The sequence below is a fragment of the Nonomuraea sp. MG754425 genome, assembly GCF_021699195.1.
Taxonomy (GTDB): Bacteria; Actinomycetota; Actinomycetes; order Streptosporangiales; family Streptosporangiaceae; genus Nonomuraea.
In genome coordinates this window covers 1-12,625 of the sequence record NZ_SSXE01000252.1, presented here as the reverse complement: position 1 = coordinate 12,625, position 12,625 = coordinate 1, and the positions used below count along the sequence as shown (strand labels likewise).

At 70.3% G+C, this 12,625-nt stretch carries 14 protein-coding genes; 7 read left to right on the top strand and 7 right to left on the bottom strand.

Features of this window, described 5'->3' with window-relative positions:
* Positions 1–1,429: WD40 repeat domain-containing protein (locus FAF44_RS48000; RefSeq protein ID WP_237110144.1), on the top strand; the 1,429-nt coding region annotated here is incomplete at its 5' end.
* On the opposite strand, the gene FAF44_RS47995 is transcribed toward FAF44_RS48000, so the two are convergent.
* Entirely contained in the window at positions 1,416–2,132 is a 717-nt protein-coding gene (locus tag FAF44_RS47995; protein WP_237110143.1) for a hypothetical protein, read from the bottom strand. The two genes, FAF44_RS48000 and FAF44_RS47995, sit on opposite strands and share 14 nt — an antisense overlap.
* Positions 2,133–2,200: 68 nt before the next feature.
* On the opposite strand from FAF44_RS47995, the gene FAF44_RS47990 reads away from it, so the two are divergent.
* From FAF44_RS47990 to FAF44_RS47975, 4 genes are all read left to right on the top strand, one after another.
* Positions 2,201–2,989 carry an ABC transporter ATP-binding protein gene (locus FAF44_RS47990; protein WP_237110142.1) on the top strand — a complete coding sequence of 263 codons (789 nt, stop codon included), beginning with the start codon at positions 2,201–2,203 and terminating at the stop codon, positions 2,987–2,989.
* A gap of 124 nt (positions 2,990–3,113) precedes the next feature.
* On the top strand, positions 3,114–4,037 hold the full coding sequence (locus FAF44_RS47985) for an SPFH domain-containing protein (RefSeq protein WP_237110145.1): 924 nt from the start codon (positions 3,114–3,116) through the stop codon (positions 4,035–4,037).
* A gap of 80 nt (positions 4,038–4,117) precedes the next feature.
* Complete coding sequence (locus tag FAF44_RS47980) at positions 4,118–4,873, top strand: sulfite exporter TauE/SafE family protein (RefSeq protein ID WP_237110141.1); 756 nt, start codon at positions 4,118–4,120, stop codon at positions 4,871–4,873.
* Between the two features lie 38 nt (positions 4,874–4,911).
* Entirely contained in the window at positions 4,912–5,139 is a 228-nt protein-coding gene (locus FAF44_RS47975) for a hypothetical protein (RefSeq protein ID WP_237110140.1), read from the top strand.
* Between the two features lie 4 nt (positions 5,140–5,143).
* Here FAF44_RS47975 and FAF44_RS47970 read toward each other — a convergent pair whose 3' ends face one another.
* From FAF44_RS47970 to FAF44_RS47945, 6 genes are all read right to left on the bottom strand, one after another.
* Entirely contained in the window at positions 5,144–5,968 is an 825-nt protein-coding gene (locus FAF44_RS47970) for an NAD(P)H-binding protein (RefSeq protein ID WP_237110139.1), read from the bottom strand.
* Between the two features lie 28 nt (positions 5,969–5,996).
* Complete coding sequence (locus FAF44_RS47965) at positions 5,997–6,818, bottom strand: Rieske (2Fe-2S) protein (RefSeq protein ID WP_237110138.1); 822 nt, start codon at positions 6,816–6,818, stop codon at positions 5,997–5,999.
* Positions 6,819–6,938: 120 nt separating this feature from the next.
* The gene (locus FAF44_RS47960) at positions 6,939–7,550 is read right to left on the bottom strand and encodes an HD family hydrolase (RefSeq protein WP_237110137.1); all 612 of its coding nucleotides are present in this window, start codon (positions 7,548–7,550) and stop codon (positions 6,939–6,941) included.
* 1 nt (position 7,551) lies between these two features.
* A complete protein-coding gene (locus FAF44_RS47955) occupies positions 7,552–9,732 on the bottom strand; it encodes a molybdopterin-dependent oxidoreductase (RefSeq protein WP_237110136.1) in 2,181 nt (726 codons plus the stop codon).
* Between the two features lie 120 nt (positions 9,733–9,852).
* On the bottom strand, positions 9,853–10,500 hold the full coding sequence (locus tag FAF44_RS47950; RefSeq protein WP_237110135.1) for a hypothetical protein: 648 nt from the start codon (positions 10,498–10,500) through the stop codon (positions 9,853–9,855).
* Position 10,501: 1 nt separating this feature from the next.
* Positions 10,502–10,663, bottom strand: coding sequence for a hypothetical protein (locus tag FAF44_RS47945; RefSeq protein WP_237110134.1), 162 nt, complete (start codon positions 10,661–10,663; stop codon positions 10,502–10,504).
* 690 nt (positions 10,664–11,353) lie between these two features.
* On the opposite strand from FAF44_RS47945, the gene FAF44_RS47940 reads away from it, so the two are divergent.
* Together FAF44_RS47940 and FAF44_RS47935 are read left to right on the top strand one after the other, a co-directional pair.
* Positions 11,354–12,217 carry a helix-turn-helix transcriptional regulator gene (locus FAF44_RS47940; protein ID WP_237110133.1) on the top strand — a complete coding sequence of 288 codons (864 nt, stop codon included), beginning with the start codon at positions 11,354–11,356 and terminating at the stop codon, positions 12,215–12,217.
* Positions 12,218–12,253: 36 nt separating this feature from the next.
* Complete coding sequence (locus tag FAF44_RS47935) at positions 12,254–12,478, top strand: DUF397 domain-containing protein (RefSeq protein ID WP_237110132.1); 225 nt, start codon at positions 12,254–12,256, stop codon at positions 12,476–12,478.
* Positions 12,479–12,625 lie beyond the last annotated feature (147 nt).

Genomic DNA, 12,625 nt, shown 5'->3' with positions numbered 1-12,625 from the left:
GGGCAAGGCATCCGCGGGCGCATCCGGCCAGGCGACTCCTTCTGGCCTGGCTTCTCCGCAGGGCCAGGGGCCTCGGCCCGGTCAGGCGTCTCCGTCCGGTGAGGTGCTGGAGCCGAAGGGCAGGTCTGGCGCGGGGCGGGCCGCCGATCGGCAGGGGGACGGCAACGACGCCTTCTTCAAGCACGTCCCCGCCGTGGAGCCGCCCGACGTGGCCGGGGCGCGGCGGAAGCGGGCGGTCCTGGTGTCCGTGTCGCTGGTGGTCGCCCTGACCCTGGCGGGCGGCGTCCTGTACCTCGGCCCGAGGATGTTCGGCACCGAAGGCGGCGGCGGGACGCTGGCGCAGGTGACGACGTCCGCGAGCGCCTCCGGCAGCCCGGCGACCGCGACCGCGGACCCGCCGACCCCGACGCCCACCACCGTGACCCCCACCCCGGTGCCGACGCCGGCCGAGGTGGAGCAGGCGGCGACGCCCGCGCTGGGCAAGCAGGACGGCAAGTCGCTCAAGGGCCACACCAAGGGCGTCCAGACGCTCTCCGCCGTCTCGGCGGGCGACAAGACGTGGCTGGTCACGGGCGGACAGGACGGCCGGCTGCGCCTGTGGGACCTGAAGGGCCACAAGCCGCTGGCCACGATGAAGGGCCACCGCGAGGAGGTGTACGCGGTCGCCTGCGTGATGATGGGCGACACCCCCATGGCGGTCTCCGGCGGCTACGACGGCAGCGTCCGCCTGTGGAATCTCAAGACCCGCAAGGGCAAGGTCCTCGGCCGGCACGGCGACGCGGTCTACGCGGTCGCGCTGACGAAGGTCAAGGGCCGGTACGTGGCGGTCAGCGGCGACGCCGACGGCTACCTGAGGTTCTGGGACCTGAGCAGGCGCAAGGCCACCGGCAAGATCATCAGAGCCCACCGCAAGCCGGTGAACTGGCTGAGCGCCACCCACGTCGGCGACCGCGCGGTGGCGGTCTCCGCCAGCGAGGACCGGACGCTGCGCGTCTGGGACCTGGCCAAGCGCAAGCAGTACGGCAAGACGTACAAGGGGCACACGAAGGGCGTGTACTCGGTCGCGGTGTCGAAGGTGGACGGCAAGGCGGTCGTCGCATCAGGCGGGAAAGACGGAAAAATAAGGCTCTGGGATGCGAAGTCCGGCAAGACGCTCGGCACCCTGTCAGGGCACAAGAAGATCGTCTACTCGCTCTCCTTCGGCTCGATGGGCGAGCGGACCGTGCTGTTGTCCGGCGGCACCGACGGCACGATCCGCCTCTGGGACGTACAGACCCGCAAGGCGCTGGGCAAACCGGTCAAGGCCCACAAGAGCGGCGTGTACGCGGTCGGCATCGTCCCGCTGGACGGCGGCGTGGCCGTCGTCTCGGGCGGCAAGGACAAGCTGGTCAGGCTCTGGAAGGCCGAGGACGGCGCTACGGGTTCCTGACCGGCTCGAAGATCGCGTGGTGCGCCGCCACGAGCGCGCGGCGTACCGCACGGTCGAGTTCGCGCAGCGCGGCCCCGCGCACGGCGACCTGCCCCGAGGTGAGCCCCCGCTCGTCGGCCAGGCTCAGCACCGCCGCCAGCCGGGTGGCCAGGGCGGAGACCCGGTGCGCGCGGCCCGGGTAGCCGGGCGCGAGCTCCCCGCCCCGCCCCACCCACTCGGGACGGTTCTGCACGGGCCCGTCCACCGAGGTCAGCGCATCGGTGGCGGAGCGCATGGCGCCGGACAGCTCCCGCTCGGCCTCGGACAACGACGGCAGGTCGTGGCGCACGGGGCCGGACTCGTGCACCTCCAGGCGGATCCCGACATAGGACGACCCCCGCCGGTCGGGCATGGGCACGAGCCCGAGGTTGCGGTCGTCGAGCACGGCGATGGCCGCCTGGCCCGCGTCCACGGCGGCGGCGTTGAGGCCCGGCGGCCCGGACAACCCCAGCGGGTCGCCGGGCGCGGGCAGGGCGAGCCGCAGCTCACGCAGCCCGCCGGAGCGCAGGTTTGCGAGGTATTTACGCAGGGGCACGTCTCCGGCGACGGTGGGCCCGCAGACGGCTTCGACGTGGTCAGCCGCCTCGTCGAGGCCCACGTGGCCGGCCAGCCACGCGTTGCCCCAGGCGACCAGGGACGGACAGACAGACGATTCAGGGCGCACCGATCCACGATAAGCGCTCGCCCTGCAATAGGTTTGTCCCGAGGGTGACTCCTAAGGAGGTATCGGGGATGGGTGGTCAGGTGCTGCGGCTCCAGGACGTCGCCGTCAGGCGCGACGGAGCGGCTCTGCTGCGCGGCATCGACTGGACGGTCAACGCTGACGAGCGCTGGGCCGTCATCGGACCCAACGGCGCGGGCAAGACGACGTTGCTGCAGGTGGCGAGCACGTTGTTGTACCCGAGCGAGGGCGTGGTCGAGATCCTGGGGGAGCGGCTGGGGCAGGCCGACGTGTTCGACCTGCGGCCCAGGATCGGGCTGGCGAGCGCCGCGCTGGCCGAGCGCATCCCGCCGGAGGAGAAGGTCATCGACCTCGTCCTGACCGCCTCGTACGGGATCATGGGCCGCTGGACGGAGGAGTACGACTCCAACGACGTGACCAGGGCCGTCGAGCTGATCGACATGATGGGCGCGGCCCATCTCATCAGGCGGCGCTTCGGCACCCTGTCGGAGGGCGAGCGCAAGCGGGTGCAGATCGCCCGCGCGCTGATGCCCGACCCCGAGATGCTGCTGCTCGACGAGCCGGCGGCCGGGCTCGACCTGGGCGGCCGGGAGGATCTCGTGCGCCGCCTGTCGGTGCTGGCCGGCGACTACCGCGCGCCGACGCTGGTGCTGGTGACCCATCACGTGGAGGAGGTGCCGGCCGGGTTCACGCACGCGCTGCTGCTGCGCTACGGCTCGGTGGTGGCGCAGGGGCCGCTGGAGCACGTCATGACGGCCGACCACCTCTCGCAGACGTTCGGGGTGCCGCTGTCGCTCGACCGCAGCGCCGAGGGCCGCTGGTACGCGCGCGCCTACTAGGCAGGGAGTCCCAGGCCCACCAGATCGCCTTTTATGCGGATAAAGGGCGCCCAAATCAAGGCCGTCCCAAGTGGAAACCAAATAGGATCTCCGAAGTCGGTTCCTTCGACTCCGGAGCGTGGCCATGTCCGTCGAGCAACTCGTCGTCGCCTTGGTCGTGGTCGCGGCGGTGGGCTTCGGCGTGGTCCGTACGATCCGCATCATCCCGCAGGCCACGGCCGCCATCATCGAGCGCCTCGGGCGCTACCACCGCACTCTGACGCCGGGGCTGAACCTGGTGGTGCCGTTCGTCGACCGCATCAAGGACCTGATCGACCTGCGCGAGCAGGTGGTGTCCTTCCCGCCGCAGCCGGTGATCACCTCCGACAATCTGGTGGTGTCCATCGACACCGTCATCTACTTCCAGGTCACCAATCCGCAGGCGGCCACGTACGAGATCGCGAACTTCCTGGTCGGCGTCGAGCAGCTCACGGTCACCACGCTGCGCAACGTGGTCGGCGGCATGGACCTCGAACGCACGCTGACCTCCCGCGAGGACATCAACACCGCGCTGCGCGGCGTGCTGGACGAGGCGACCGGCAAGTGGGGCATCCGGGTCAACCGGGTCGAGCTGAAGGCCATCGACCCGCCCGTCTCCATCCAGGACTCGATGGAGAAGCAGATGCGCGCCGACCGCGACAAGCGGGCCGCCGTGCTCACCGCGGAAGGGCAGCGGCAGGCGGCGATCCTGGCCGCCGAGGGCGAGCAGCAGGCGTCGGTGCTGCGGGCGCGCGGCGAGGCGGAGGCGGCCGTGCTGCGCGCGCAGGCGGAGGCCGAGGCCCAGGCCACGCGCGCGAAGGGGCAGGCGGACGCGATCGGCGTGGTGTTCAAGGCCATCCACGAGGGCAACCCCGACCAGCATCTCCTGGCCTACCAGTACCTCCAGACCCTGCCGGAGATCGCCAAAGGCGACGCCAATAAGATCTGGATCGTCCCCTCTGAGATGGGCAAGGTCCTGGAGAACCTGGGCGGCCTCTTCAACCCCCCGAAGGGACAGGACACCCGGTGAACCAACCCTGCTGAACGGACTGCCGCCGCGGCCCCCGACCGGGCGTCCCAGCGTGCGCGGCGGCCCGATCGGGAGGTTTCGTGACGGGGTGGGAACTCGTGGCGGTCTGCGCCGCGGGCGTGGTGGCGGGCGCGATCAACGCGGTGGTCGGATCGGGGTCGCTGATCACGTTCCCCACTCTGGTGGCGCTGGGCGTCGATCCCGTCGTCGCGAACGTCTCCAACACCGTGGGCCTCGTGCCCGGCTCCTTCACCGCCGCCTACGGCTACGGGGCCGAGTTGCGGGGACAGCGCGACCGCCTAATGCGCCTGGGCGCCGCGTCGGCGCTGGGAGCGCTGGCCGGCGCGATCCTGCTGCTCTTCCTCGACCCGGGCGTGTTCAACGTCGTGGTGGTGGCGCTGATCGCGCTGGCCTGCGTGCTCGTGGTGGCGCAGCCCAGGCTCAACGCCTGGATGGCCGCCCGCCGCGCGAGCCCGCGCACGCACGGCGGCGCGGCCCTGTGGCTGGGCGTGCTCGGCGCGGGCGTCTACGGCGGCTACTTCGGGGCCGCGCAGGGGGTGCTGCTGATCGGCCTGCTCGGCATCTTCCTCGACGACGGGCTGCAACGCGTGAACGCGGCCAAGAACGTGCTGGCGCTGATCGTCAACGGCGTGGCGGCGGTCTTCTTCTTCGTGGTCGCGGACGTGGACTGGTCGGCGGCGGCCGGGGTGGCCCTGGGCGCGATCGTGGGCGGTTTCCTGGGGGCCAGACTGGGCCGGCGCATCCCGGCGCCGGTGTTGCGCGGGGTCATCGTTTGTGTGGGGATTGTGGCGATTATCGTACTGGTGTACGGATAGTCGTTTGTGGGTAGGAATCCGGTATGAAAGGTGACCGGGTGGAGATCGTCATCGATGCGGGAGGATCCTCGCCGCGCACCTACGAGATCAGGGCCACCCGCGCCGGCCGGCGGGTCGAGGTGGCCACCAGGCGGGGGCTCGTGGAGGTGAGCGAGGTCACCCGCAGCGGCACGCCGGTGCGTACGGCCCGGTTCATGTCCAGCCGCATCCTCGCCCTCGTCGAGCACCCCGCCGACGAGGCCACCGCGGTGGCGGGGGAGTCCTGACGGTCTAGCGGAAGTCCGCCGCGTGCTCCTCGGCCCACTGGCGGAAGCTGAGCGCGGGCCGGCCGAGCAGTCGCTCGACGGTGTCCGTGGCCCGCTCGGGCGTGGTCACGAAGCTCTCCCACGTCGTCAGCGCGCTGCGCACGAACGTCTCGTCGCCCCAGGCGGCCAGCAGTCGCTCGCGGGCCTCCTCGGGCGGCTGCTCCTCCCAGCGCACCTCGCGTCCCACCGCCTCGCCGATCACCCGCACCTGCTCGGCCTGGGTGAGCTCGCCGGGCCCGGTGAGGGAGTAGGCGGCCCCGTTGTGCCCCGCCGAGGTGAGCACGTGCACGGCCACCGCCGCGATGTCCCGCTCGTGGATCAGCGCCCTGGACGCCTCCCCGTACGGCCAGCGCACCACGCCCTGCCTGACCTGGTCGGCCCACCCCAGCGTGTTGGCCGCGAACCCGCCCGGCCGCAGGAACGTCCAGCCGAGCCGCGAGCGCCGGATGAGCCGCTCGATGTCCCCGTAGTGGGAGGCCCCGTGCTCGTCGCCCGGCACGTACGCCGACAGGTACACCACCCGCCGCGCCTGCCCGGCGATCGCCGAGACCACCTCCGCCGCGTTGCCCGTCGAGAAGCCCGGCCAGAGCAGGAAGACGCTCTCCACGTCCTTGAGCGCCGGCTCCAGCGTCTCGGGGACGTCCAGATCGCCCCGTACGGCCTCCACGCCCGCCTGGACCCGCTCGGGCCGCCTGGCGAACGCCCGTACGTCGAGGCCCGCCGCGGCGAGTTGGGAGACCACATGCCTGCCGACGTTCCCGGTCGCGCCGGTCACGAGAATCTTGTTCATGGCCCGACCGTAGAACCTCAACCAAGCTTCAGGTCAACCCCGGCCGCACCTGGACGGTCCCGTCGCGCCTGATCCGCGTCTCGAACACCGGCGCCGGCGCGGTCGCGGGACCGTGCTTGACCGACCCGTCGGCCAGCCGGAAGGTGCTGCTGTGCCACGGGCACACCACGCACGCCTCCCCGTTCTCCATGACGAGCCTGCCCTGGTGCAGCGGGCCCGCCAGGTGCGGGCAGCGGTCGGCCAGCACGGTCACGCCGTCGCCCTGGCGCAGCACGAAGAGCTGGATGTACCCGAGCCGCCTGGCCACCGGACGTCCGTCGGGCAGGTCCTTCAGCGGGCACAGGTCGTGCCAGCCCAGCGGCACCAGGTGCGTCACCTGCGGCGCGTGGTTGGCCCCGGCCGCCTGCCGGTAGGCCAGGTGCCCGCCGAGATAGGCGCCGAGCCCGCCCACGGCCAGCCCGGTGAAGGAGAGCACCCGGCCGGGCCGCTCGTGGCCGCGCATTCTGGCCAGCAGGGACGCGGACAGCAGGCCGAGCGCGGCGAGGTTGGCCGCCATGTGCACGAAGCCCACCCGCTGCTGCTCCCGGTGCAGGGACGACCAGTCGGTGAGCCCGGCCGCCGCCGTGGGCAGCGCGTTGACCAGGCCCGTGGCCAGCAGCAGCCGCGAGGCCCGGGGGTCGGCGTTCGCCAGGTCCAGCACGGCCGTGGAGAGCCAGCAGCCCAGGCTGATCGTCGCCAGCGGGGGGTGCACCGGTTCGCCGATGGGGACGCCGTGCAGCAGGTCGCGCAGGCGGCCCTGGCGCAGCCGCCGGCGTACGACCTTGGTCAGCGCCCTGATCGGCGTGTCCATCGCCTTCGACTTCTCGAGCCGATCGGCGATGGCAACCGGCCCAACGAAACCCCGCAATTGCCGACGTTTCGCGCGTACTGTCTCTTTCACGACAAGTCCCCTACCCCGGCCATGTGGGGATCACTCGGACAGGTGTCCCCTGGCCACGGAGAGTTCTACCAGCTCCAGGGCGTACGCGCCGAGCGAGGGCGAGCCTTCCTCGATGATCCGTACCTTCTCCCTGACCTCCGCCGCCGTCACCTTGAACAACGGCCACGTGCCGCCTTCGGTGTGATGGTTGGCCAGGATCGGCGCGAAGCGGTCGAGCGCCTTGGCGAACCTCGCCTCCGGCGTCTGCCTGGCCTCGAACTCGTCCCAAAGCTCTCTCAACCAGCCTCCCTGCTCAGCGGGCAACAGGCCGAAAATGCGGTCGGCGGCGGCCCGCTCGGCCTCGGCCTGGGCCGTCACCGCCACGGCGTCGTAAATGAACGTGTCACCGGCGTCGATCTCGACCAGGTCGTGCACCAACAACATGGCCACCACCCGCTGGAGATCGGCGCCGGGAGGTGCATGCTCTCCGAGGACCATCGCCAGCGTGCCCACGTACCAGGAGTGCTCGGCGGAGTTCTCCCGCCGCGAGCCGTCGATCAGATGGTTGCGGCGGATGATGCGCTTCAACTTGTCGATCTCGATGGCGAAGGCGATCTGGGCGTTCAGGCGATCCTCTTCTGGCGCGATAGTCACGCGCGACACCCTAATGTGCGATGATCACCCCGGTTGGGGAAATCACGACCGGAACTCCGTTGAACACTGCGTTACCGCTCGGAACGTCCACCGTCGTCTCGTCGGTGAGGCTGTTGGCGCTGACCCCCGCGTGCCCGGCCGCCACGTTCTGCGCACTGCCCGCGTGACCCCAGCCGTGCGGCAGGCTGACCACGCCCGGCATGATCGTGTCGGTGGGTTCCAGCGCCACCGTGACCTGGCCTTTCGCCGAGCGCACCACGGCCTCGCCGGTCAGGCCCAGCCGGGCCACGTCGGAGGGGTGGATCTGCAGCGTGCAGGTGTTGCTGCCGCCGACCAGCGGGCCCACGTTGTGCATCCAACTGTTGTTGGACCGAAGGTGCCGCCGCCCGATGAGGACGATCTCCGGCGGCTCCTCCTCCAGCTTGCCGCGCAGCCGCTCCACGTCCTCCATGAGCTGCGGCGGGGCCAGCTCGATCAGCCCGGAGGCGGTCCTGAGCACCTCCGCCAGCCGGGGCTCCAGCGCGCCGAGGTCGAGGCCGTGCGGGTGGTCGAGCAGCTTGCGCAGCGACAGGTCGCCCTTGCCGGACCACTCGCCGTACGGGCCGAGCCGGAGCATGAGGTCCAGCCGCCGCTCGCCGCCCGTCTCCCCGTCCAGCAGCTCGCGCAGCTCCGCCACGTCCCGGCCCTCGACGCCCGAGCCGGGCCTCTCCGTGGCCTTGCGCAACGTCTCGTCGATGACGAACGCGTCCAGGTCGCCCTCCAGCCCCGAGGCGATCACGGCCAGCCGGGCGAGGATCTGCGCCTCCGACGGCCGCCCGTCCAGCGGCAGCAGCGGGGGCGAGTACCGCGCGTAGTTGCGCACCGCGAACCCGAGCAGTGTGAAGTCGTAGTGCCCCGACTGCAGGACCCTTGGCGGCGGCAGGATGACGTTCGCGTGCCTGGTGGTCTCGTTGAGGTACGGGTCCACGCTCACCATGAAGTCGAGCCGCCGGAAGGCCGCGTCCAGGCGGTCGCCGTGCGGGGCCGACAGCACCGGGTTGCCCGCGACCGTGAGCAGGAACCTGACCTGTCCCTCGCCGGGCGTCTCGATCTCGTCGGCCAGGGTGGCCACGGGCAACTCGCCGTTCGCCTCGGGCAGCCCCCTGACGCGGCTCCGCCACCGCCCCGTCGTGTACGTCCTGCGCCGCCCGCCGAACTCGGTCGCGGGCTTGGGGAACATGGCGCCACCGGGCCGGTCGAGGTTGCCGGTGAGCACGTTCAGCACGTCCACCAGCCACTGGGCCAGCGTGCCGAACTCGGCCGTGCACGTGCCGATCCTGGCGTAGACGGCGGCCGTACGCGCCCCGGCCAGCTCCCTGGCCAGCCGCCTGATCACCTCGGCGGGCACGCCGGTGCGCCCGGCCACGGCCTCGGGCGGGAAGTGCTTGGCCGCCTCGCGCACCTCGGCCAGCCCGTTCACCTCGCGCCCCGGCCTGGCCAGATCCTCGGCCAGCAACGTATGGACGATGCCGAACAGCAGGTACGCGTCCGTGCCCGGCCGGATGAAGACGTGCTCGTCGGCCAGCGCGGCGGTGCGCGTGCGCCGCGGATCGACCACGACGAGCCGGCCGCCGCGCCGGCGCAGGGCCTTGAGCCGGCCGGGGAAGTCGGGCGCGGTGCACAGGGAGCCGTTGGACTCCAGCGGGTTGGCGCCGAGCATCAGCAGGTGGTCGGTCCTGTCCAGGTCGGGCACCGGGATGGTCAGCGGATGGCCGAACATCAGCCCGCTGGCCACGTGTTTGGGCATCTGGTCGGCGGTGCTGGCGGAGTAGACGTTACGGGTGCCGAGCGCCTTGATCAGGGGTGCGGCGTACAGGGCGCCCGCCATGGTGTGGGCGTTGGGGTTGCCGAGGTAGACGGCGGCGCAGCGGCGGTCGGCCAGCCGGTCGAGCCCGGCCCGTACGGCGTCGAACGCCTCGTCCCAGCCGACCTCGCGCCAGCGCTCGCCCTCCCTGACCAGCGGCTTGCGCAGCCGGTCGGGGTCCTCGTCGAGCCGGCCGAGGCTGGCTCCCTTCGGGCAGATGAACCCCTTGCTGAACGGGTCGTCCTTGTCTCCTCGGACACGGGTGACGTGCCCGCCGTCGTCGAGGGTGAGTGTCAGGCCGCAGACGGCCTCGCACAGGGGACAGGTCCGGTGGACGGTCGACGTCATCACGACTCCTGAGTTCGCCAGATGAACTCATCTTCGCCCGGACCACGCGCATGGGGAAGCCCCGGAGCCCCCGCGGTCTCCGGGGCTCGCCCACCCGGGGAAGGCCCTCCCCAGGTGTCCTCAGCCCACCGGGGACAAGCTCACCGCGGCGCGCAGATCAGGCGGCTCGTCGAACTCGGATCGCAGCGGGATCCAGGCTCGGCGGCCGTACAGGCGGTCCAGCCCCGGCGAGGTCGCGCCCGGCGTCTCGTCGCGCCGGACGATCTCCACCATCAGCAACTGCGCCCGCGTACGGTGCCGGTGGACGTTCACGTGGCGGGCCCAGCAGGCCGCCGCGATCTCGTCGCCGAACGCCTCGAACGTCTCGGCGCTGACGCCGGCGCGCACCAGCACCAGCGCCTTCTCGCCGGTGGTCGTCGGCGTGATCCAGAGCACCAGCGGGATACGGCCGGCCCGGGTGTGCATGGTGGTCTCCAGGCAGGTCCGCTGCAGGCGGTGCCGGGAGACCACGCACCAGAAGTGGGCCGTGATCCAGTTGCGTCCGAACCGGGTGGCGGCCGGCGCCGAGACGGCCCCGGCCAGCAGGACGAAGGGCAGCCAGCGGCCCTCCCGCGCGGTGCCCAGCAGCGTCAGGACGAGCAGCGCCAGCCCGGCGAGCAGCAGCAGTTCGGTACGGGCCCGCCAGAGCCTGGCCGGCACCGAGCCGCGGTCCGCCGCGGGGAGGTCCTCACGGGCCGGGTAGCGCTGGTTGCGCGGGTTGCGTGGCATGTCAGGACACCTCCTCGATCACCTTGCGGGGCAGGGGGTGCTGGTCGAACCGGGAGTCCCGGTACCTACGGGAGCCGAATCCCGTCCGTGCGACGGTCCAGTTCCTGCGGTAGGCGAATTCGTCGGGCTCGACGCAGATCTCGTAGTCTGCCGACGCGATCACATCCTGGACCAAGGACTTGATTCGGCCGAGCCCCTTGGTACCTTGTGAGTACATAGAAGACCCCTTTCGCGGCATTTAGAGGTGGCTTCTTGCCGGTCCGAAGGCTGATGACCAGGTTTCGCCGCAGGGTGGCAGCCCATATGCGGTGACTGTGCTCAGCCTCGGTCCGGCCTTTTTCACGCTCGAATGAGCGAGCTCGCGCGACGTTTCTCAGGCGGTGGAATCCTTCCGGCAAGTGGCCTCCCTGTGGCGGTTCGTTTCGGGGACGGCGACGTTGCCGGGCGGGCGGCCCTCGTACGGGCGCGCGACTACGGGCGGAAGGATCGATGCGGTCGGCCGTGTCGTCATGCGGGCCTCCTCGCCACTTGAGAACCCTCCTGGTTCTGATCGTCCTCCGCGGTTGACGTTGCTGCAAGACTTGAAGCAAGGAAGATTGGATTTTTTTCGCGACTTGCGGTGCAACTTGCACGAGACGAGTCGGCGACCGAATGCAAGTCCGAGAACTGCCCTCTTTCCAGGGGCTATGCGAAGGTCGTCTTGCCCCCACGCTCTACCCGTGAAAGCCTTCTGGCAAGGCTGTGCGGCAGTACACATGCAACTTGCAGTGTAAGATTGGGCGAACGGCCCAAAAAGCCGGGCTCCAAACGGTCCCTTCCGGCTACACCTTCATCTCCTGAAGGAGGGTGGGCGGTGCCTTCACAGCAGAGCAGTCCAACGGTGCGGCGGCTCCGGCTGGGTCAGGAACTACGACTTCTTCGCGAGCGGCGCAAGTTCACCGGGGCCAAGGCCGCCCGAGAGCTCGGCTGGTCGCCGAGCAAGGTCAGCCGTATCGAGGCCGCCAAGACGATGCCCAGCGCGGACGACGTCAAGTCCATGGCTGAGCTGTATCGCGTTGACCAGGCGAAATTTGAAGAGCTCTTCGCCCTGTTGCGTGATGCGGAACAGCGTGGTTGGTGGGAAGATTACGAGGACGCCCTTCCTGAGGAGTACACAAGATTCCTCGGGCTGGAGGCGGAGGCCAGTCACCAGCGCAACTGGGAACCCCAGGCTGTACCCGGTCTCCTGCAGACCGAGGACTACGCCCGAGAGGTCATCCTGGCCACGCGCGGCATCGCACGCATCACGCACAGCGGTGTCCGCAGCCGGGTCGAGGCCCGTCTCGATCGGCAGCGACGGGTCCTGCACAGACCCGATCCCTGCCGGATGCACGTGGTGCTGGACGAGGCGGCGCTGATGCGACGTTTCGGGGAGGCCACGGTCATGCGTGAGCAGATGGAACACTTGCTTGAGTTGTCCATGCTGTCTCATGTCAGCGTCCAGGTACTACCCCTGGACTCGCTTCACCCGGTCAACACCGGTGCGTTCATTCATCTCCAGTTCCCGGCGTTCGACGACGTCGTGTACCTGGAGCAGTTGTACAGTGCTCGCTTCGTCGACGACCTCGAATATGTGGCCGGCTATGAAACGGCCTTCGACCACATCAGATCGGAGGCTCTGGACGAGGGCGAGTCGCGTGTCCTCATCCAGCGCAAGGTCATGTTCTGGCGGCGTTAGCGTTTGAGAGCAAGGCAACGGAGCCTTGGGGAGAATATGCAGAACGACATCATGAAGGCAGCCTGGCGCAGGGCCAGCTATTGCAACGGCGCAACGGCCTGCGTTGAAGTGGCGCCATTGGCGGATGGAAACGTCGCGTTGCGTGACAGTAAGCAGCACGACGGTCCTGTCTTGGTGTTCACGCCGTCGGAGTGGGCCGCCTTCGTGGCCGGCGTCCAGGATCGTCAGTTCGATCTGGAGACTCTGACCGCCGGCGTGTGACGAAACGGCTCTGGAGGGTTGCCGTTCGCAACACTCCAGAGCCGTCCCTTTGAGGTTCGACCCGGTGAGTCGCACGTCGCCGGCCGCATTGCCTCGCCCCTGGCTTGAGGCCCAGCAGGATCCCGCCGAGTCTCCCCCGGCGTCGCC

Bases quoted from the DNA above. Each gene is read 5' to 3' on its own strand.
- FAF44_RS47955 (WP_237110136.1), bottom strand. From the start codon at position 9,732: ATGACGTCGACCGTCCACCGGACCTGTCCCCTGTGCGAGGCCGTCTGC.
- FAF44_RS47985 (WP_237110145.1), top strand. From the start codon at position 3,114: ATGTCCGTCGAGCAACTCGTCGTCGCCTTGGTCGTGGTCGCGGCGGTG.
- FAF44_RS47950 (WP_237110135.1), bottom strand. From the start codon at position 10,500: ATGCCACGCAACCCGCGCAACCAGCGCTACCCGGCCCGTGAGGACCTC.
- FAF44_RS47970 (WP_237110139.1), bottom strand. From the start codon at position 5,968: ATGAACAAGATTCTCGTGACCGGCGCGACCGGGAACGTCGGCAGGCAT.
- FAF44_RS47965 (WP_237110138.1), bottom strand. From the start codon at position 6,818: ATGGACACGCCGATCAGGGCGCTGACCAAGGTCGTACGCCGGCGGCTG.
- FAF44_RS47990 (WP_237110142.1), top strand. From the start codon at position 2,201: ATGGGTGGTCAGGTGCTGCGGCTCCAGGACGTCGCCGTCAGGCGCGAC.
- FAF44_RS47935 (WP_237110132.1), top strand. From the start codon at position 12,254: ATGCAGAACGACATCATGAAGGCAGCCTGGCGCAGGGCCAGCTATTGC.